This is a genomic window from Paraburkholderia domus, assembly GCF_905220705.1.
GTDB lineage: Bacteria > Pseudomonadota > Gammaproteobacteria > Burkholderiales > Burkholderiaceae > Paraburkholderia > Paraburkholderia domus.
Window position 1 is genome coordinate 1 of the sequence record NZ_CAJNAT010000007.1, and the last position, 20,032, is coordinate 20,032.

A 20,032-nucleotide genomic window follows, 5' to 3' on the forward strand; every position below is an offset into this window, starting at 1 on the left:
CAGGCATGCACCATTGCCGTGTCGGTCATTGCGGCGCTGCCGTTCACCGGTATACCGCATCTCCGTTTCTCCGCCAACGCCGAGCCCGACGCGGGATTGGAATGCTTCCAAGGTGTTCCGGCCATGCACGCCAAACTGCTCGAACATTTGCAGACGCACGGCCACGCGTGGTCCGCGCCGCATCTGCGCTTTGCCTATTCGGGTGGCTCGCCGCTCGACGCCGCGTTGAAGGCGCACGTCGAAAGCGTCTACGGCCTCCCGCTGCACAACGGCTACGGTATGACCGAGAGCAGCCCGACCGTCTCCCACACGATGCTCGATGCACCGCGCAGCGATTGCTCGGTTGGCGAGGTGATTCCTGGCGTTGACGTGCGGTTCGTCGGGCTCGACGGCGTGGATGCCGCGCCGGGCGAAATCGGCGAACTGTGGGTGCGTGGCCCGAACGTGATGCTGGGTTACTACCGCAGCCCGGAACAGACCCGCGCCGCTGTCACCGAAGACGGCTGGCTCAAGACCGGCGATCTCGCACGGCAGGACACGGACGGCGCGTTGCATATCGTCGGGCGCAGCAAGGAGCTGATCATCCGCTCGGGCTTCAACGTGTATCCGGCGGAAGTCGAGCATGTGTTGAACGCCCATCCGCAGGTGGTGCAGTCGGCGGTGATCGGGCGGGCAGTAGAGGGTAACGAGGAAGTGGTCGCGTTCGTCGAATTGATCGCGGGTGCGAAGGTGTCGCCGGCTGAACTGATCGCGTGGTGTGGCGAGCGTCTCGCGCCATACAAGCGGCCTGCCGAAGTGAAGGTGCTCGCTGCGCTGCCGGCGGCGTCGACGGGGAAGATTCTCAAGCACCGGCTTCGTGAATTCGTCTAACGAGCCTCACCCCCGCGGATGATGCTGCGCATGCAGCGACTTCAACCGCTCGCGGGCCACGTGCGTGTAGATCTGCGTGGTCGAGATATCCGTATGACCGAGCAGCAATTGCACGACGCGCAAATCGGCACCATGGTTCAGCAGGTGCGTGGCGAACGCGTGCCGCAGCGTATGCGGTGAGAGCGGCGCGTGCACATCGGCTGCTGCCGCGTGACGCTTGATGATGTTCCAGAACTGCTGGCGGGTCATGCCCTCCGCGCGGCTCGTGACAAACAGCGCATCCGTCGCCCGCGCCCCTAGCAACGCCGGACGCGCTTCGCGCAAATAGCGTTCGATCCAGCCGTGCGCCTCTTCGCCGAACGGAATCAGGCGCTCTTTCGAGCCCTTGCCCATTACACGCACTACACCTTCGTTCAGGCCCACTTCCACCGTCTTCAGCGTGACGAGTTCGGTGACACGCAAACCGCTCGCGTACATCAACTCCAGCATCGTGCGATCGCGCAGGCCCAAGGGCGTGTCGATATCCGGCGCACCGAGCAGCGCTTCGACTTGCGCTTCAGAGAGCGTCGACGGAAAACGCGGCGGTTGCTTCGCTGAACGGATGCGTACCGTCGGATCGACCTTCGCGCGATGCTCGCGCACCGCCCAGCCGTAGTAGCGGCGAAACACCGAGAGCCGCCGGTTCGCCGAGGTGGATTTGTCTTTCTGACGTGCCGCACTATAGGCGTTGAGATCAGCCTCGCTGGCGGTATCGAGTGACGTGTTGCGGGTTTGCGCCAGCCATTCGCAGAACAGCCGCAGATCGCGCCGGTACGCATCGAGTGTGTTGCGCGACAAGCCGTGCTCGAGCCACAACGCGTCGCAGAAGGCATCGATCGAGGCCGAACTCGCCACAAACAAAGGTGACGCGATGGGCGCGTCTTCAGTCACGGTGTCGCTCATGCGTACGGGATACCTTCATGCGCCAGAAGCCAGCGCTTGACGTTGCGAAAGAAACCGTCTCCGGCGTGATGCGCGAATCCGCCGATGCCGCTCGAACTGACCACCCGGTGGCACGGAATCACGATCGGGAAATAGTTGGAGCCGCACGCCTGGCCGACCGCGCGCGGAACGCTGCCTAGCTGTTTTGCCAGTTGCCCATAGGTCAGGACGACGCCCGGCGGGATGTCGCTGATCGCTTGCCAGACGCGCCGCTGATACGCGGTGCCGACCGCAGCCAGCGGCAACTCGAACTTCGCGGACGCACGCTCGAAATAACGTTCGATCTGCTCGACGGCCTGCTTTGCCAGCAGCGTGTCCGGCGCGACGCTCTGGATCGACTCCGGCAGATAGACGATCTCGCGTACGGCCTCGCCTTCAAGGCGGATGCCGACCTTGCCGAACGGTGCATCGATCACTGCGTTGAACATGCTTGCCTGCTCCGTGATTGGCGCTACTTTACGCCGCTTCCAACGCCCATTCCACATGCTCGCGCACCACGGCGGAAGGATCTTCGACACGTAACTTCAGCGCGTGAACAATCGCCTCTCGCGCATCCACGCTCAAACTTTCGGAAGACGCACGCAGCGCATTACCCATCCCCACCGCCAGATTGCGCAGCCAGCTTTCATAGCCAATGCGGCGAATCGCGCTGCCCTGCATGCGCGTATCAAACTCGTCCGCGCTCCACGCGAACAATTCGACCAGCGTCGCGCGATCGAGCCCGTGCCGCACGTCGAAATCGGCAACCGGTGCAGCCTGCGCAAACTTGTTCCACGGACAGACGAGCTGGCAATCGTCGCAGCCGTATACACGATTACCGATCAGCGGCCGCATTTCCAGGGGAATATTGCCCTTCAGTTCGATCGTCAGATACGAAATACAGAGACGTGCATCGACCTTATAGGGCGCCACGATCGCACCGGTCGGGCATGCCCCGATGCAGCGCGTGCAACTGCCGCAATGCGAGCCCGGTGTTTCGGGTGCATCGTCGGGCGAAATCTCGGCATCGGTTGGCAACGGCACGTCGACGTAGATTTCGCCGAGGAAAAACAGCGAACCGGCATTGCGCTGCAGCAGCAGCGTGTGCTTGCCGCGCCAGCCAATGCCGGCCTTCTGAGCAAGTTCTACTTCGAGCACCGGCGCCGAATCAGTAAAAACGCGGTAGCCGAACGCACCGATCTCCGCTTCGATTTTCTCGGCCAGATGTTGCAAACGGTTACGCATCACCTTGTGATAATCGCGGCCCCGCGCATAGATCGACACCACCGCCGCCGATGGGTCCGCGAGCCGCGCATGCTCGGCCGCGCGCCAGTCTTGCGGTGCGAGCGGCGAGTCCTGCAAAGCGCTTTCGTGCGCCTTTCCACTCAATGTCTGAGCGGGCAAATAGGCGATGCGCGCGGTAATCACACGTCGCGTGCCGGCCACAAGCTCGGCGGGGCGCGCGCGTTTCATGCCGTGTTTCGCCATATAATCCATCTCGCCGTGGCAACCCGCCTCCAGCCATGCTGCAAGCGGTGCTTCGGCAGCGGAGAGATCGGTGTCGCTGATACCGATCTCCCCGAAACCCAGTTCACGGCCCCACGTTTTGATGTTGAGCGCGAGCGCATTCAGCGCCGCTTCATCGAAATGACGCTCGGCACGCGCATCGTCGTTAGACGCAGGCGTGCAGGAAACAGGGGACTCCGGACTTCGGTTCATCACGCCATTTTACGAGAATGCCCGTCAATCCCGATCTCGCGATCCAACCGCCCGCCAATGTCCTGCTCGAACGCTCCTTCGCGCTCGCGGACGAGGCCGCCACCCATGCATTCGGCGAGCGCTTCGCCCAGGCGATCGAAAGCGTGCGCGAGTTGCAGCAAAACCCGCAGCAACGCGCATCGGGTGCGGCGGATGATCAGGCATTCCACGGACTGCAAGTACAACTCGTCGGCGATCTCGGCGCCGGCAAAACCACCCTCGTGCGCGCGACCTTGCGTGGCCTCGGCCACGCCGGCCGCGTGCGCAGTCCCACTTACACACTCGTCGAACCCTACGTGCTCGAGCGGCCCGCTGGGGAACTCGCGCTCTATCACTTCGATCTGTATAGATTCACCGATCCGGCCGAATGGGCCGACGCGGGCTTTCGCGAGTACTTCGACAGCGGCGCCATCTGCCTCGTCGAATGGCCGCAGCGCGCCGGGCGGCTCCTCGGCGTGCCGGATCTCGTCTTCTCGCTCGACCTGGACAGCGGGGGCGACGGCCGGGTACTCGTCGCACGGGCATATAGCGAATCAGGAAAGGCATGTCTCGAAAGATGTTGATCAAACCGTTCCGCTCGATCGAATCAGCGGCTACCGCAACGCATAACTGGCGGCGCCGGCAGATTCTGCGCGCGGGCGCGTCCACGCTCGTGCTCGGCCTGGTCGCTCCGCGTCTCGCGTGGGCGAGCTCGGTGCTGGGTGTGCGGGTCTGGCCGGCGCGCGATTACACGCGTGTGACGATCGAGTCGGATCAGCCTTTGCAGAACGCGCAGCAGTTGCTGCAGGGTCCGGACCGGCTGGTGGTCGATCTGAGCGGCCTCGATCTGGATCAGGCGCTGAAGGATCTGGTCTCGAAGATTACGCCGAACGATCCGCAGATTCAGTCGGTGCGAGTCGGGCAGTATCAGCCGCACGTCGTGCGCATGGTGTTCGATCTGAAGGGCTCGGTGAAACCGCAGGTGTTCACGCTGCCGCCCGTCGGCGCGTACAAATACCGGCTGGTGTTCGACCTGTACCCCGCTGTCGCACCCGACCCGCTGATGGATCTGCTCGCGCAGACCGAGCGCAAGCAGCAAACGTTGGACGAAAACAACGCGCCGCCTGCCACGCTAAGCGGCCCGGGCACCACGCCGCCCACCCCCGACAACAGCGAAGCCTTCTTTGAGCGTTATGCGCAGAACGGCAGTGGCGGAACGGCGCCGGGCGTGCCACGTCCGCCGGTGCGCGTCACGCCGACACCTGCTCCGCCCATCCTCGGCAAGTCCACAACGCCGACGCCACCGATTGCGCCGGTCACGCCGCCCAGCGCGATCGCCCGCAACAAGGGGGGGACCAGTGGCAGCAACCTCGGTGGCGATGACAGCGACGGCGACGACAGCTACGCATTCACCAACCCGAAAACCGGCAAGAGCAACACGGTGCGTCTGCTCACCGTCGCGATCGATCCAGGCCACGGCGGCGAAGACCCGGGCGCGATCGGCGCTTCGGGCACGTACGAGAAGCACATCGCACTCGACGTCGCGAAGAAGCTGCGCGCAAAGATCGATGCACAGCCGAACATGCGCGCCATGATGACGCGCGACGCCGACTTCTTCGTGCCGCTCAACGTGCGCGTGCAGAAGGCGCGGCGCGTGGGTGCGGACCTGTTCGTATCGATCCACGCGGACGCGTTCACCACGCCCGACGCAAAGGGCTCGTCGGTGTTCGCCTTGTCGGAGCATGGTGCGTCGAGCGCCGCGGCGCGCTGGATGGCGAACAAGGAGAACTCGTCGGATCAGATCGGCGGGATCAACATCAAGTCCGCTGACGCCACCGTCAACCGCGCGCTGTTCGATATGTCGACCACCGCGCAGATCCGCGATTCGATGCGCTACGGCAACTTCGTGCTGAAGGAGATCGGCGGCATCAACAAGCTGCACAAAGGTTCGGTCGAACAGGCCGGGTTTGCCGTGCTGAAGGCACCGGACATTCCATCGATCCTCGTGGAGACCGCCTTCATCAGCAACCCGGATGAGGAGCGCCGCCTGAACGACGACGCGTATCGGGAGAAGATGGCCGATGCGATCATGACCGGTATCAAACGCTATTTCGCGGCGAATCCGCCGTTGGCGAAAAACCGCATGACGTAACGCCTCCCCTGCATGACACCGCGTCGCGCTGTGTCATGCAGGCGGTAAAAAACGGCCGCTCGATGCGGCCGTTTTTTCTGCTTCACGCTCAAGAGGCATTCAACGCGCCGGCGAAAGCCGCTGAACGACCCAACCACCGAACACATTGACCGCCAACCCTGCCATCACCAGCAAGGCGCCCACGATCTGCGCTGCCGACAACTGCTCGTCGAGAAACAGGGACGCCGACGCCAGCCCGACAATCGGCACCAGCAGCGAGAACGGCGCCGCCTGACTCGCCGGATAGCGCGATAGGAGCCGGCTCCACAAGCCGTAGCCGATCAGCGTCGCGATAAACGCGAGGTATACGATGGCGAAAATCGACATCGCGCTGATGCCGGACAGCGCCGCGACGATCCGCTGCGGCCCCTCGAACGCGTACGACAGCGCGAAAAACGGCAACGGCGGAATCAGGCTCCCCCACACCACCAACCCGACCAGATCGACCTTGCCGACCTTCTTCGTGACGATATTGCCAAACGCCCACGAACACGCGGCGCACAGCGTGAGGGCGAAACCGGCGAACGTCATCGCGTGGCCGCCTTGCATGCCGATGACCGCGAGACCGCCCGCTGCGATCAACAAACCGACGATGTTCGGCACGCGAAATCGCTCATGCAGAAACAGCGCCGCGAAAATCAGCGTGAAGAATGCCTGCGCCTGCAATACGAGCGAAGCGAGTCCCGCCGGCATGCCGACGTACATCGCAGAGAACAGGAAAGCGAACTGCCCGAACGAAATCGTCGCCCCGTAAGCGAACAGCCAGCGCCACGGCATCTGCGGCCGCTTGACGAAAAACACCGCCGGCACCGCGGCAAGCGAGAAACGCAGCGCACCAAGCAGCATCGGCGGCACGCCATGCAGGCCCACCTTGATCACGACAAAATTGACGCCCCACGCAACGACGACCACCAGCGCGAGCAGCAGATCCCTGGGCGACATCCCCGTCTCCATTTGATTGTTCGATCCGGCAGTTTAGCGGACGTCGCCTCACTCGACAGTGCGTTAAAGCGTAGTTAGCCGTTCAGCCAGTTTTCCACGCGCAGCCCCGGATACGCGGCGAAGTCACGTTCGTTGTTGGTCACCAGCACCACCCCGAGCGCCACGGCATGCGCTGCGATCAGCTTGTCGAGTTGATCCTTCTTACGCTCACGCGTCGCCTCGCGAATCGGACCGTACGCACTGGCTGCCGCACTGTCGAACGGCATGACCAGAATGTCTTCGGCGAGCGCCGCCAGGTTGCGGCGCTCGCGCGCACGGTTCGCCGATACCGCCACGCCGTATTCGAGTTCCGCAAAGGTAATGGCAGACATCACCACATCGCCGACGAAGCATTCCGCAAAGCGCTTCGCAACCTGTTCCGGCTGGTTCTTCATCAGATAGATGCAGATATTCGTGTCGAGCATGTAGCGCGGCATTACAAATCCTCGCGCTCGGCCTGCTCGTGGTCGCCACGTCCTTCGGACATGAAGTCTGGCCCGAATTTGCCGAATTTCTTGAGCACGCCGGTCAGTGGACGCCGGGTTGGACGGATCCGCAATTCTTCGCCAACTCGTTCGATTTCAACCTCGACGTCGGCGCGGTCGAATGCCAGTTCGGCTGGAATACGCACCGCTTGCGAATTGCCGTTGCGGAAGACTTTGGTGAGCATGCTGAACTCCTGCTGCGGATGTACGCTGGATGTACGAGCTAATACTATAGCCATCCGCGGCATCAATGTAAATACATGTGTGTACATAGCGTGCAGAATGCGGGCGTAGCCTCAACCGCAGTAGAATCATCCATAAAGCAAAATCCAACCCACCCTCCCAGCCGAGCCTGCCCCATGACTTCTTCGATCAAAGCAGTCCTTAAACCGCATCTGCGCGACGTCGGCAGTCTCACCGTGCGGCGCGTGCTGCCGGCCATGGCGGCACGCCTGATCGGCCCGTTCATCTTCTTCGACCACATGGGCCCCGCCACGCTCGAACCGGGTGTCGGGCTCGACGTGCGTCCGCACCCGCATATCGGCCTCGCCACCGTCACGTATCTTTTCGAAGGCTCGATCATGCATCGCGACAGCCTCGGCTCCGAGCAGAAGATCGTCCCGGGCGACGTCAACTGGATGACCGCGGGCCGCGGCATCGTCCATTCCGAGCGCACGCCTGCCGAAGACCGCGCGAGCGGCCTGGCCATGCACGGCATCCAGACCTGGGTCGCGCTGCCGCTTGAAGACGAAGACATCGAACCATCCTTCTCGCATCACGCGGCCGACACGCTGCCGGTGGTCAAGCGTAACGGCGTTACGCTGCGTGTGATCGCGGGCAGCGCGTTCGGCGAGACCTCGCCGGTCGCGACCTTTTCCGGCACGCTATATGTGGCCGCGGAGTTCGCCCCGGGCGGTGCCTTCGCGCTCGAACCGGAACACGAGGAACGCGGGGTGTATCTGGTGGACGGCGATCTGGAGATCGACGGCACACCGCTCGAAGTGGGTCAGATGGCCGTGCTCGCGCTCGACGAGACCGTCACGCTTGCCAGCACCCACGGCGCGCGCGCGATGCTCCTCGGTGGCGAGAAGCTGGATGGCGAGCGCTTTATCGAATGGAACTTCGTCGCCAGCTCGCGCGAGAAGATCGAAGCCGCGAAGCTGGCGTGGACCAACCAGGAGATGGGCAAGGTGCCGGGTGAAACCGAATGGATTCCGCTGCCGACAAGAAAATGAGCGCGAACCCGGGCACGTAAAAGTGCGCGCGAGGCGCATTGAATTCGCCGTGCCCGGCCCCACTTAGCCAACAAACCGTTTTATCGACGAGGACGCAATGGACACCACTCTGGCCACTTTCGAACAGGACGTCATCACGGCGTCGACACTGGCCCCCGTGCTGGTCGATTTCTGGGCGCCCTGGTGCGGTCCCTGCAAGACGCTCGGTCCGATGCTGGAAAAGCTCGAAGCCGAAGCCGCCGGCAAATGGAAGCTGGTAAAGGTGAACGTGGACGAGAACCAGGAATTGGCCGGGCACTTCCAGGTGCGCAGCATTCCGCATGTCATGGCGTTTGCAGATGGCCAGCCGGTCGATCAATTTGTCGGCGTGCTGCCGGAAGGCCAGTTGCGCGAGTTTATCGAGCGCCTCGTGCCGCAAGGCGCGGACGCGGCACGTCTTGAAGCACAAGCCGCGCTGGCCGAAGGCCGTCGTGACGATGCCTACAATGCGCTGCAAGCCGCACTCGCCTACGACCCAGGCTTCGACGAAGCGCGCATGGACCTCATCGAGATGCTGCTCGAAGATCACCGCATCGACGAAGCGCGCGATGAAGTCGATCTGCTGTCGCCGAAAACCACGCAAGGGATCGACGCCCGCTTCAACGCGATCAAGACACGACTCGACGCTGTGGACGCGGCTGCTGATCTGCCGCCCACGGACGCACTCGAAGCCCAAGTCGCAGCGAACCCGGACGATCTCGAAGCACGCTTCGATCTGGCTAGCGCACTCATCGCCCGCCGCAAATACGACGGCGCGCTCGAGCATCTGTTAGCCATCGTGCAACGCGACCGCACATTCCGCGAAGATATCGGCCGTAAGACGATGCTGTCGGTGTTCGATCTCGCCGCGCATCAGCCGGAGCTGGTGTCGAAATGGCGGCGCAAGCTGAGCGCGTTGTTGTTTTAATCTGTACGGTGTTCAGGTGCAGCCAAGGAGCCGCACCTGAATGCACTGCGTCCGCCGGTCTTACTGCACGAGCATCCTACCGTTCTAACGCAGCGACACTGTCACCCACTACCGCGTCAACCCGTCGCCTGCTTTGCCAACGCTCGCAACACATGCGCGGCAGCGGCAAAGCCGAAGCTCGCGGTCACACACACGCTCGATCCAAATCCCGCACAGTTCAAACCCACCGGTCCCATGTGACCCGGTGACGTCGTGACGTGCTCCGCTTCCTCGTCGATATCGCAGACGGCGGCTTCCGGATAGATCAGCGGCTCATCGGAATACACCGCACTCACCTTGAACTTCGCCTTCGGACCACGCGGAAACCCATGCTGTTTGCGCAATTGCCCGCGCACTTTCGACAGCAACGGGTCCTGGATGGTCAACGCGAGATCGTCGATCCGAATGCGCGTCGGGTCCAGTTGGCCACCCGCGCCACCCACCGTAATCAACGGCTGCTTCTTCTCGACGCACCACGCGATCAACGCGGTTTTGGTGCGCACGCTGTCGATCGCATCGATCACGTAGTCGAAACCACCGCCGAGCGTCACCGCAAAGTTGTCCGGCTCGACGAAGTCTTCAACCAGCCGGACGTCGCAGAAGGGATTGATCGCCGCGATGCGTTCTGCCATCGCCTCGACCTTCGGTTTTCCGTAGTTACCGTCCAGCGCGTGGATCTGGCGGTTAGTGTTGCTCTCGGCGACGTTGTCGAGATCGATCAAGGTCAGCGTGCCAACTGCGCTGCGCGCCAACGCCTCCGCCACCCACGAGCCGACCCCGCCGATGCCGATCACGGCAACGTGCGCCCCTTCGAACGCGGCGAGCGCCGGCGCGCCGTACAGGCGGGCAACGCCGCCGAAGCGCCGCGCACGATCGGCGGTTTCACTGCCGTCGAGGCTGGTAGTAAGATCGGAATGCGTGGTGGTGCTGGACATGGTGGAAGGCTCGTTTAAAGCAGGCAAAACAGGAAGTGGCAACGCCAAAGCGCTCGCAGCCCGTATTTTGCCTGATCGCGACAATGCACATCGCCGCACTTACTTGATCACGAATGGCCGCAAACGTGGTGACAGGAAAATCCACATAGCGCGGCAGACATTGACTTAGTCGCGGGCAAAGAACTCACGCCTTAGCTATACTGGATGTACTGTAGCGTTCGCATAAGAACATGACCTCACTCGCCGAACTTCGAAAAAACTATTCGCTGGGTTCTTTGGACGTTGCCGATGTTGACCACAACCCGTTTCGTCAATTCGACACGTGGTTTCGGCAAGCGGTAGACGCCCAACTGCCCGAACCGAATACGATGACGCTGGCCACAGTCGACTCGCGCGGCCGGCCGTCGGCGCGCATCGTGCTGATCAAGGGCGTCGATGAGCGCGGCTTTGTGTTCTTCACCAATTACGAAAGCCGCAAGGGCCGCGAACTGGCTGCCAATCCCTACGCGAGCCTGCTGTTCTACTGGATCGAACTCGAACGCCAGGTGCGCGTCGAGGGCCGCATTGTCAAAACCAGCGCAGAAGAAAGCGATACGTATTTCGTGTCGCGCCCGCTTGGTTCACGCATCGGCGCGTGGGCATCGAATCAAAGTCAGCCAATTGAAAGCCGTTCGCAGCTCGAAACGCGCGAACGCGAAATCAGCCTGCAATACGGCGACCAACCTCCGCGCCCACCACATTGGGGCGGTTATCGTTTGGTACCCGAAGCAATCGAATTCTGGCAGGGCCGGCCGTCGCGTCTGCACGACCGTTTGCTCTACACGCGTTCAAGCGAAAGCAGCAACTGGCAAATCTCCCGCCTATCGCCTTGAACCGGGATACAACACCGTACGCGCGTTGCCAACGCAGCAGCGCGCAACGGCCGGATTGCGCCTCGCGGCATGGGAGTTGCGCCGCAGTGAGCAGCGGTCCACACAAGCTTTGCTTTAATTCAACGGACACGGAGAGATCACATGTTCTGGGAGAAAAAGCTGGCGCAGTGGGTGGAAGAGGTAAAAACCAGGGCTAACCTGCCAGCACGCCTTGTGCTGTGGGACGGCCAGCAACATGACTTCGGGCAGTTCGCCGCGCCTCAGGTCACGCTACATGTCAAAAGCGCCACGGCGCTGCCTTATCTGCTCGAACCGAGCCTCGACAATCTCGGCGAGGCGTACGTGAAGGGCAAGATCGACATTGAAGGCAAGCTGTCGGACATCATCAACATCAGCTATCAGCTGGCGCGCAACACCGTCACCAGCGCGAGCAAGCTCGCGCGCGTACGGCGCTATTTCCAGCACTCGAAATCGTCTGACAAGAAGGCCATTCAGTATCACTACGATGTCTCGAATGAGTTCTACAAGCTGTGGCTCGACGAGAACATGGTCTACTCGTGCGCGTACTTCGAAAACGGCGATGAAGATCTCGCCACCGCGCAGATCAAGAAGATCGACCACATCCTCACCAAGATCCATTTGCAGCCGGGGCAGCGCCTGCTCGATATTGGTTGTGGCTGGGGAGCGCTCGTCTTGCGCGCCGCGCAGAAATTCGGCGCTCAGTGCGTCGGCGTGACGCTGTCGCAGAACCAGTTCGATCTCGCTACCTCACGCGTGAAGGCCGCGGGCCTGGAAAACCAGATCGAAATTCGTCTGCAGGATTATCGCGACATCGACGGCCAGTTCGACCGCATCACCAGCGTCGGCATGTTCGAGCACGTCGGCCGCAAAAATCTGCCGGGCTACTTCGAGAAAATCCACGATCTGCTCGTCGACGACGGCGTTGCCATGAATCACGGCATCACGTCGAGCGATTCGGACAGCGGTGAAACCGCGCTCGGCGGCGGCGAATTCATCGACCGCTATGTATTTCCGGACGGCGAACTGCCGCACATCAGCCTTGCCCTCGAAGCCATGCAGCGCGGCGGTCTGGAAGCGGTTGACGTCGAAAGCCTGCGCCGTCACTATGCGCACACGCTGGGCATCTGGGCGGAAAACTTCGAAGCGCATGCGGACGAAGCCCGCAAGCTGGTCGACGACGAAAAATTCCGTATCTGGCGTGTGTACCTCGCCGGCTGCGCGTACGCTTTCGAAAACGACGACGTCTCGATCTTCCAGGTGGTCTGCCGCAAAGCCGGCCGCAGCGCGAAAACCTTGCCGTGGTCGCGCCGTTATATGTACGACAAACCGCTGTGATACGGTTGCGCCGCGGCGATTTGCCGTGGCTGCGTGCCGGCGCTGCGTGCATTGTATGGGCGGGCCGACGCGGCGCAAACCTTAAACAGCAGGTCGAACATCGATGGATCAGAGCGGGACAAGCGAAGTTGAACAGCCGGTGAGCGCCGAGCATGAGGCACAGGCCGACGCCGTGCAGTTCGATCTGTTCGGCATGCCGGTGGCGCAGCCACCAGCGCAGGAATCGCCCTTGAAGGCGGATGCCGGCACCGAAGTTACTCGAGCAAACTCAGCTGCAATTCAGCCGCCCGCTGCCACGGCGCAGAGTAAGCGGCGGCGCCAGCCGCGCGAAAAGGCAAGCGACGCTACCCTCCCCTGGCAGGAAGACGACGCACCTGCGCCACCCGAAACCCGTACCGCGGTCGAAGCCAATGCGGCGTCAACCACCGATACGCCCAGGAAACGCCGCTCGCGCGACGTTCTCACCGCAGCACCCTCTCCTGAACTCCGGGCACTCGCCGCCGAACTGCCGCCGCAGGTCCACCTCGGGACTTCGACATGGTCGTTTCCGGGCTGGAACGGTATCGTCTACGGTGATGACTACAGCAATAGCAAACTCTCACGCGAAGGTCTGACGGCTTATGGCGCGCATCCGCTGCTAAAGACTGTCAGTATCGACCGGTCGTTTTATCAGGCGCTCACCGTCACCGAATACTTGCGCTACGCACAGCAGGTGCCGGCGCACTTCCGCTTCATCGTCAAAGCGCCGATGACGATCACCGACGCCACCGTGCGCGCCGAACGCGGCGAACCGGTCTCGCTGAACCCATGCTTTCTGAACGCGCAAATGGCGATCGACGAATTCGTCACGCCGTGCCTCGAAGGCCTCGGCGACAAAGCCGGGGCGCTGGTGTTCCAGCTCTCGCCGCTGCCCGACCAGATGCTCGCGCAACCCGCGGCGTTCATCGAACGCCTTGCTGAGTTCCTGATAGCGTTGCCGAAGCTGCCTGAAGGCACTTGCTACGCAATCGAAATCCGCGACGCGAGTTTGCTCACGCCACGCTTCATCCGCACGCTAAAAACGGCGGGAGTGCGGTATTGCGTGGGAATTCATGCGCGGATGCCGGACCCGCTGCGCCAGGCGGCGGCGCTCGCGCTGCTGGACGGCGAGCCGGCCGGACCATTGATCGTGCGTTGGAGTCTGCACGGCGGCTTCAAATACGAACAGGCAAAGGCCAAGTACGAGCCGTTCAACCAGCTGGTCGATCAGGACCCGTCGACCCGCGCCGCGCTCGCTGAACTGGCCGCGCGTTATGCGTTGGCCGGCCAGCCGGTGGTGATCGCGATCAACAACAAGGCGGAGGGTTCGGCGCCGTTAAGCTGCGTGGAACTGGCGCGGGAGATTATTGAAGCATATGCGCGCCTGGCTCATGAGCATGAGCATGAGCAAACGGAGTCGGAGTCGGACAAGAGTGGGCAGCGCGAAGACGGCGAGACAAGCTGAGCGGCGCATGTGCATTGCGCGCCGTCCGGCGTCGCCCGGCGTCGCCCGGCTTACCGGGCCGCCAGGCTGAAGCCGAGGCGGCAGCCTGTCCCGCCAATCGGCCTGCCATCAACCCCCACCGCCGCGCCGACTCAGCTCGCCTTGATCCGATGCGCGAACTTCTGACGGAACTTCGCGACCTTCGGCGCCACCACGAACGAGCAGTACCCCTGATTCGGATGCTGCGCGAAATAGTTCTGGTGATACGCCTCGGCCGGCCAGTAGTTGCCGTCAAGCGGTAGCACCTGGGTGACGATCTGACCGTCGTAGATACCTTGTTCGCCGATCTCGCGGATCGCCTGCAGTGCCGTTTCACGCTGCGCGTCGGAGTGGGTAAAAATCGCCGAGCGGTATTGCGTGCCGACATCGTTGCCCTGCCGGTTCAACTGGGTCGGATCGTGGATCGCGAAGAAAATATCAAGAATCTCGCGATAGCTGATTGTCGCCGGATCGAAGTCGACGTTCACGACTTCCGCATGGCCCGTCACGCCGTCGCACACCTGTTCATAGGTCGGCCGTTGAGTCTGGCCGCCCGCATAGCCCGACTCCACCGAGTTCACGCCTTCCACGCCCAGATACACCGCTTCAAGGCACCAGAAACACCCGCCACCAAGGGTGGCGACTTCGCCAGTCTGACTCATGCTGCTTGCTCCTTGATACTCATAGTCGGCCAATGCCGGTCCCGGTTAACCGCAACGCTCATGCCACCACCAAGACTTTCCAGCTTAGCGGTTTTTCCACTAACCGGCAGGGGTCGCGGCCAGTCCACCGCGATTGCAGTTAAAATTGGGACAAATCGACGATTTTCACTATGACTTTTGAATCATTTGTTTCCGGCTGCACGCGCGATGGGTTCAGCCCGGGGTTCACCCGGCTTGGCACCAAGGCTTTCGCCCGATGAAGCACGCCAGCCCGCCCAACTTCGACCAGTCCGCCTTTAAACAGGCGCTTGGCCAATTCGCCACCGGCGTCACCGTCATTACAACGCGCGCAGCGTCCGGCCAATTGATCGGCATCACGGCCAGCTCGTTCAATTCGGTTTCACTCAATCCGCCGCTGGTGCTGTGGAGCCTCGCCACGCGCTCGGCATCGATGCCGGTGTTCCGGGCGAACAGTCACTACGTGGTCAACGTGCTGGCCGCGTCGCAGCTCGATCTCTGCAAACGCTTTGCCACGGTGAAGGGCGATCGTTTCGAGGGTGTATCGCACGCCGAAGGCGACACCGGCATGCCGGTGCTCGACGGTGCGCTCGCGTGGTTCGAATGCCATAACCGCAGCCGCTACGAAGAAGGCGACCACGTGATTTTCGTCGGCGAAGTGGAGCGCTGCGGCGTCCACGAGAATGCCGCGGAGATTGCGCCGCTGGTCTTCCAGAACGCCCAATTTCACGGACTCAAGACGCTTTGAACGCTGCGCCGCTGTGTTTGAACAACGGTCGCAGCAGGTACGAGCCGATGCAAGCTGACCAGCCGCTCACACTCAGCTATGCGGCGCGCTATGCCCGCTGGTTTTCGTCACTAACGACACCGGCACGCCCGAATCTTCCTTCAGCGTTTGCAGCACGATATTCGAACGAATATCCATCACACCCGGCGCCTTATAGAGGCGTTGCAGCACGAAATCCGAATAGTGTTTGAGATTGTGGGCGAGTACCCGTAGCAGATAATGGGTTTCGCCGGTCACGACAAATGCGCCGACCACTTCCGGCCAATCCCGCACGGCCTCCGCAAAACGCTCGTGCCAGTTCTCCTGGTCGTTGCGCATCGACACCTGCACGAACGCCTCCAGTTCGAAACCCAGCACTTCGCGATTCAGACACGCGCGGTAATGTTCGATAACGCCCTGCTCTTCCAGCAGGCGCAAACGCCGTAGACAGGCTGACGGCGAAAGCGAAATGCGCTCCGCCAAATCGAGATTGCTGATCCGTCCTTCTTGCTGAAGCACCGTCAAGATACGGCAATCGGTGGCGTCGAGCGAGATCGCGTTCATATTCGGTCTCCCTTTCCCATTTGACTCAAATTATGTTCCAAGACACGGCTCAGAAGGAGATTTTTTCGCAATCACATTTCGCGCCAAGGCACCTATCATTCCCAGATAGACACAATCTGCCGATGGAGACATGGAAACACTCTGGGACATCACCCCCGCCGTCGATACCGCGACGCCCGTCTGGCCGGGCGATACGCCGGTCGGCATCGAACGCGTGTGGCGCATGGAGGCGGGCTCGCCCGTCAACGTCGCGCGCCTGACGCTGTCGCCCCACACCGGCGCCCACACCGACGCTCCGCTTCACTACGACGCCGAAGGTGCGGCGATCGGCCAGGTGCCACTCGACGCGTACCTTGGCCGCTGCCGCGTGATTCATTGCATCGGCGCTTCGCCTGTTGTCACGCCACAACACCTGACTGGTTCGCTCGACGAGCTGCCACCGCGAGTCTTACTACGAACTTACAAAAGCGCGCCGACGACAACTTGGGACAGCGCGTTCTGTGCGGTTGCACCGGAGACCATCGATCTGCTGGCCGCGAAAGGCGTGAAGCTGATCGGCATCGATACGCCGTCGCTCGATCCGCAGGAATCGAAGACGATGGACGCCCACCACCGGATTCGCGCGCACCGCATGGCGATCCTCGAAGGCATCGTGCTGGATGCCGTCGCGCCCGGCGACTACGAACTGATCGCGCTGCCGCTCAAGCTGACCACGCTCGATGCGAGCCCCGTGCGCGCCGTGTTGCGTGCGCTGCCCGAATCTCGCTGAATTCCCTGATCACACCGCCCTCTCTGACTGGACCATCATGAACAACCGTGACGAAGCACTGGCGCTCGACAGCGCCGACCCGCTCGCAACGCTGCGCGACCAGTTCGCGCTGTCGCCGACCACCATCTATCTCGACGGCAATTCGCTCGGCGTGCCGCCGGCCGCCGCCGCGCAACGCGCGCAGACCGTGATCGCCGCCGAATGGGGCGACGGCTTGATCCGCAGCTGGAACACCGCCGGCTGGTTCGAATTGCCGCGTCGCCTCGGCAACAAGCTCGCGCCGCTGATCGGTGCGGCCGACAACGAAGTGGTCGTCACGGATACGATTTCGATCAACCTGTTCAAGCTTTTGTCGGCTGCCGTGCGGTTGGCGAATGCGCGCGATCCGAAGCGTCGCGTGATCGTCTCCGAGCGCTCGAATTTCCCGACCGATCTGTACATCGCGCAAGGGCTGATCGAACAGCTCGACCGCGGTTACGAATTGCGGCTTGTCGATGACCCATCCGAGCTGCCCGCCGCGATCGGCGATGACACCGCGATCGCGATGATCACGCATGTGAACTACCGCACCGGTTACATGCACGACATGGCCGCGCTGACCAAGCTGATCCACGACAAGGGCGCGCTCGCGCTGTGGGACCTCGCGCATTCGGCAGGGGCTGTGCCGGTCGACCTCAATGGGGTTGACGCGGACTACGCGGTGGGCTGCACGTATAAGTATCTGAATGGCGGCCCGGGTTCGCCGGCGTTCGTATGGGTACCGAAGCGGCATCAGAACGACTTTGCGCAGCCGCTGTCCGGTTGGTGGGGTCATCGCGCGCCGTTCAAGATGGACCCGGCGTATCAACCCGATGACGGTATCGGCCGCTTCTTGTGCGGCACGCAGCCGATGGTGTCGATGTCGCTGGTCGAATGCGGTCTCGATGTATTCCTGCAGACGGACATGCAGACGATCCGCGCGAAGTCGCTCGCGTTGACCGATCTGTTTATCGAACTGGTTGAAGCGCGTTGCGGCGAGTTTCCGTTGAAGCTCGTGACGCCGCGTGAGCATGCGCAGCGAGGTTCGCACGCGAGCTTCGAGCATCCGCACGGTTATGAAGTGATGCAGGCGCTGATCGCGCGCGGCGTGATTGGCGATTATCGCGAGCCTCATGTGTTGCGATTTGGTTTCACGCCGCTGTACACGCGCTTTGTCGATGTGTGGGATGCGGTGGAGACGCTGCGCGATGTGCTTGCGCAAGAGACCTGGCGAGCACCTGAATTTGCCGCCCGCGGCGCAGTGACCTAAGGAGCGCGCGATGACCGATCACATGCAAACGCCGGGATTGCCAGAAGAGAAACCGGTGCAAGGGTGTCCGTTTGGACACGGCAGTGTAGCTGCCCCTTCGGACTCCGCTACGGCCGCTGCCGATGCCGGCGATGGCTGGCATGACGCGCAGCTCGATTTTTCGGAGTCGATGAGTTACGGCGATTATCTGTCGTTGGGGACGGTGCTGGATGCGCAACATCCGTTATCGCCGGATCACAACGAGATGCTGTTCATCATCCAGCATCAGACGAGTGAGTTGTGGATGAAGCTCGCGCTGTATGAACTGCGCGCTGCGTTGAAGGCGGTGCATCGCGATGAGTTGCCGCCTGCGTTCAAGATGCTTGCGCGAGTGTCGCGGATCATGGAGCAGCTCGTGCAGGCATGGAGCGTTCTCGCGACGATGACGCCATCCGAGTACACGGCGATGCGGCCTTATCTGGGTAGCTCTTCAGGGTTCCAGTCTTATCAGTATCGGCAGATCGAGTTTTTGCTCGGCAATAAGAATGAGCAGATGCTGAAGCCGCATGCGCATCGGGCGGATGTTCTTGCCGAGGTGACGGCTTCGCTGGAAGCGCCTTCGTTTTACGACGAGGTCGTTCGACTGCTGGCGCGGCGTGGGTTTGCGATTTCACCCTCCAGATTGGAGAGGGATTGGACGCAGCCGACTGTGCATGATGCTTCTGTTGAAGCTGCGTGGCTGGAGGTATATCGAAATCCTTCGCAGCATTGGGAGTTGTATGAGATGGCAGAGGAGCTTGTCGATCTCGAGGATGCATTTCGACAGTGGCGGTTCCGTCACGTGACGACGGTTGAACGAATTATCGGATTCAAGCAAGGCACGGGTGGCACGAGTGGCGCACCTTACCTGCGGAAGATGCTCGACGTTGTGTTGTTTCCCGAGCTTTGGCATGTGAGGACGATGCTTTAAGGGTCTTTATGCCGTGGTCGATGTCCGATGCATTGACCACGTTCGCGCAACGCACGGCGACCCGTCGACGCATCGGCCCAAATGTAAAGATTGGTTATAATTCGCGCGTTTAGCCGGTGTGGTTGATCGTCTTAAAAAACGGTTGGGTTAGATTTCTGTTTGCCGTTAAACAAAGCGGCCGGGTGTGAGAGCCTGAACGGTAGTTCGCACGACCTGCATTCGTGGGTCGTGCGCTTGCTTCTGCACGTCCAATCAATGGGCGGGTCGTAGTGAGGGGGCCGAAAGGCCCGCCGGTTTGAACTACCGCCGGTCTCTCAAACTCGCTACGTGCCCGCTCACCCCATCTGTTAGAGAGTGTCGGGCGTTTCAGAAACACACCGGAAATCGCACCATGAGCAAACCCGCTAAAAAGACCAAAACTGCATCACGCCCACCTGTTGATGCGCTCCAGTACGAAAAACTTGCACTGTCGGCGTTTGGCGCATGCGACCGGCAAATCCAGCAGCTTGAAACACTGATTGATCTCGCAGCGAGCATCACCCGATGCCCGGCTACGACGGTTGAGGAAAGACGCCGTGAGCGTAACTTGCTGGAACACCTGCTCTATACCGTCGAGCAATACCAGCAGGAAGTTGAATGCGACCGTGACCTGTACCAGGTGATCGCGCTCGATGCGAAGGGCGTTGTTCACAGTCGCATCACCGCCAAACTTGCGGCACAACTTCTTTCAGATGCTGCGGAGGTTGGACGAGAAGCAGGGGAAGCTACAGCTGCAGCCGAGGCTGCGTCGGACAATGCTGTGACGCGTAAGCACGCGCGTGTGAGGACTGCCGCGTGCGCGCGGGCGGAAGTGCAACAGGCGCCAGTGAAGCACTAGGTTGAAGTGGCGGCCACCACGCCGCTGCAAT

General features: G+C 61.8%; 22 protein-coding genes. 13 read left to right on the plus strand and 9 right to left on the minus strand.

From position 1 onward, the window contains the following. Positions 1 to 870 (plus strand): class I adenylate-forming enzyme family protein (locus KHO31_RS14775; RefSeq protein ID WP_236071258.1); only part of this gene is annotated, 870 nt, incomplete at its 5' end. Between the two features lie 6 nt (positions 871 to 876). On the opposite strand, the gene xerD is transcribed toward KHO31_RS14775, so the two are convergent. The 3 genes from xerD to queG are packed head-to-tail and all read right to left on the minus strand — an operon-like array spanning position 877 to position 3,549. Then, the gene (xerD, locus tag KHO31_RS14780) at positions 877 to 1,812 is read right to left on the minus strand and encodes a site-specific tyrosine recombinase XerD (protein ID WP_201070931.1); all 936 of its coding nucleotides are present in this window, start codon (positions 1,810 to 1,812) and stop codon (positions 877 to 879) included. Next, complete coding sequence (locus KHO31_RS14785; protein WP_201070933.1) at positions 1,809 to 2,279, minus strand: methylated-DNA--[protein]-cysteine S-methyltransferase; 471 nt, start codon at positions 2,277 to 2,279, stop codon at positions 1,809 to 1,811. Before KHO31_RS14785 ends, xerD begins: the two co-directional genes overlap by 4 nt. Positions 2,280 to 2,307: 28 nt before the next feature. Next, positions 2,308 to 3,549: a tRNA epoxyqueuosine(34) reductase QueG gene (queG, locus tag KHO31_RS14790; protein ID WP_211623636.1), complete on the minus strand. Its 1,242-nt coding sequence runs from the start codon at positions 3,547 to 3,549 to the stop codon at positions 2,308 to 2,310. Between the two features lie 17 nt (positions 3,550 to 3,566). Here queG and tsaE point away from each other — a divergent pair, with 17 nt between their 5' ends. Beyond that, a complete protein-coding gene (gene tsaE, locus KHO31_RS14795) occupies positions 3,567 to 4,151 on the plus strand; it encodes a tRNA (adenosine(37)-N6)-threonylcarbamoyltransferase complex ATPase subunit type 1 TsaE (protein ID WP_201070936.1) in 585 nt (194 codons plus the stop codon). After that, positions 4,133 to 5,719, plus strand: a complete 1,587-nt coding sequence (locus tag KHO31_RS14800) for an N-acetylmuramoyl-L-alanine amidase (RefSeq protein WP_211623638.1) — start codon at positions 4,133 to 4,135, stop codon at positions 5,717 to 5,719. The genes tsaE and KHO31_RS14800 overlap by 19 nt, the downstream gene beginning before the upstream one ends. A gap of 99 nt (positions 5,720 to 5,818) precedes the next feature. Here the strand turns inward: KHO31_RS14800 and KHO31_RS14805 are convergent, their stop codons facing one another. From KHO31_RS14805 to vapB, 3 genes are all read right to left on the minus strand, one after another. Then, positions 5,819 to 6,700, minus strand: coding sequence for an EamA family transporter (locus KHO31_RS14805; protein WP_211623640.1), 882 nt, complete (start codon positions 6,698 to 6,700; stop codon positions 5,819 to 5,821). 74 nt (positions 6,701 to 6,774) lie between these two features. Next, entirely contained in the window at positions 6,775 to 7,176 is a 402-nt protein-coding gene (locus KHO31_RS14810) for a type II toxin-antitoxin system VapC family toxin (RefSeq protein WP_074282364.1), read from the minus strand. Beyond that, the gene (vapB, locus tag KHO31_RS14815; protein ID WP_172309389.1) at positions 7,176 to 7,409 is read right to left on the minus strand and encodes a type II toxin-antitoxin system VapB family antitoxin; all 234 of its coding nucleotides are present in this window, start codon (positions 7,407 to 7,409) and stop codon (positions 7,176 to 7,178) included. The genes KHO31_RS14810 and vapB overlap by 1 nt, the downstream gene beginning before the upstream one ends. Positions 7,410 to 7,583: 174 nt before the next feature. Here vapB and KHO31_RS14820 point away from each other — a divergent pair, with 174 nt between their 5' ends. Together KHO31_RS14820 and trxA are read left to right on the plus strand one after the other, a co-directional pair. Next, positions 7,584 to 8,459 (plus strand): pirin family protein, encoded by an 876-nt coding sequence (locus KHO31_RS14820; protein ID WP_201070944.1) that lies wholly within the window; start codon positions 7,584 to 7,586, stop codon positions 8,457 to 8,459. Positions 8,460 to 8,556: 97 nt separating this feature from the next. Continuing rightward, positions 8,557 to 9,405 (plus strand): thioredoxin, encoded by an 849-nt coding sequence (gene trxA / locus KHO31_RS14825; protein WP_201084739.1) that lies wholly within the window; start codon positions 8,557 to 8,559, stop codon positions 9,403 to 9,405. Between the two features lie 116 nt (positions 9,406 to 9,521). On the opposite strand, the gene tcdA is transcribed toward trxA, so the two are convergent. After that, positions 9,522 to 10,379 (minus strand): tRNA cyclic N6-threonylcarbamoyladenosine(37) synthase TcdA, encoded by an 858-nt coding sequence (tcdA, locus tag KHO31_RS14830; protein WP_201070948.1) that lies wholly within the window; start codon positions 10,377 to 10,379, stop codon positions 9,522 to 9,524. Between the two features lie 230 nt (positions 10,380 to 10,609). On the opposite strand from tcdA, the gene pdxH reads away from it, so the two are divergent. From pdxH to KHO31_RS14845, 3 genes are all read left to right on the plus strand, one after another. Continuing rightward, positions 10,610 to 11,251 carry a pyridoxamine 5'-phosphate oxidase gene (gene pdxH / locus KHO31_RS14835; RefSeq protein ID WP_201084740.1) on the plus strand — a complete coding sequence of 214 codons (642 nt, stop codon included), beginning with the start codon at positions 10,610 to 10,612 and terminating at the stop codon, positions 11,249 to 11,251. A gap of 141 nt (positions 11,252 to 11,392) precedes the next feature. Continuing rightward, entirely contained in the window at positions 11,393 to 12,607 is a 1,215-nt protein-coding gene (locus tag KHO31_RS14840) for an SAM-dependent methyltransferase (RefSeq protein WP_201070950.1), read from the plus strand. 103 nt (positions 12,608 to 12,710) lie between these two features. Further along, entirely contained in the window at positions 12,711 to 14,090 is a 1,380-nt protein-coding gene (locus KHO31_RS14845; protein WP_211623642.1) for a DUF72 domain-containing protein, read from the plus strand. A gap of 131 nt (positions 14,091 to 14,221) precedes the next feature. Here KHO31_RS14845 and msrA read toward each other — a convergent pair whose 3' ends face one another. Next, positions 14,222 to 14,770, minus strand: a complete 549-nt coding sequence (gene msrA, locus KHO31_RS14850) for a peptide-methionine (S)-S-oxide reductase MsrA (RefSeq protein ID WP_201084741.1) — start codon at positions 14,768 to 14,770, stop codon at positions 14,222 to 14,224. A 256-nt stretch (positions 14,771 to 15,026) separates the two neighbouring features. Here msrA and KHO31_RS14855 point away from each other — a divergent pair, with 256 nt between their 5' ends. After that, a complete protein-coding gene (locus tag KHO31_RS14855) occupies positions 15,027 to 15,536 on the plus strand; it encodes a flavin reductase family protein (protein ID WP_201070955.1) in 510 nt (169 codons plus the stop codon). A gap of 72 nt (positions 15,537 to 15,608) precedes the next feature. On the opposite strand, the gene KHO31_RS14860 is transcribed toward KHO31_RS14855, so the two are convergent. Next, positions 15,609 to 16,118, minus strand: a complete 510-nt coding sequence (locus tag KHO31_RS14860; RefSeq protein ID WP_120289809.1) for an Lrp/AsnC family transcriptional regulator — start codon at positions 16,116 to 16,118, stop codon at positions 15,609 to 15,611. Positions 16,119 to 16,248: 130 nt separating this feature from the next. Between KHO31_RS14860 and kynB the strand changes: the two genes are divergently transcribed. From kynB to KHO31_RS14880, 4 genes are all read left to right on the plus strand, one after another. After that, positions 16,249 to 16,887, plus strand: a complete 639-nt coding sequence (gene kynB / locus KHO31_RS14865; protein WP_201084742.1) for an arylformamidase — start codon at positions 16,249 to 16,251, stop codon at positions 16,885 to 16,887. 37 nt (positions 16,888 to 16,924) lie between these two features. After that, complete coding sequence (kynU, locus tag KHO31_RS14870; protein ID WP_211623644.1) at positions 16,925 to 18,175, plus strand: kynureninase; 1,251 nt, start codon at positions 16,925 to 16,927, stop codon at positions 18,173 to 18,175. Positions 18,176 to 18,185: 10 nt separating this feature from the next. Next, positions 18,186 to 19,124, plus strand: a complete 939-nt coding sequence (kynA, locus tag KHO31_RS14875) for a tryptophan 2,3-dioxygenase (protein ID WP_201070962.1) — start codon at positions 18,186 to 18,188, stop codon at positions 19,122 to 19,124. 391 nt (positions 19,125 to 19,515) lie between these two features. After that, the gene (locus KHO31_RS14880) at positions 19,516 to 20,001 is read left to right on the plus strand and encodes a hypothetical protein (RefSeq protein WP_201070964.1); all 486 of its coding nucleotides are present in this window, start codon (positions 19,516 to 19,518) and stop codon (positions 19,999 to 20,001) included. The last annotated feature ends 31 nt before the right edge of the window (positions 20,002 to 20,032 follow it).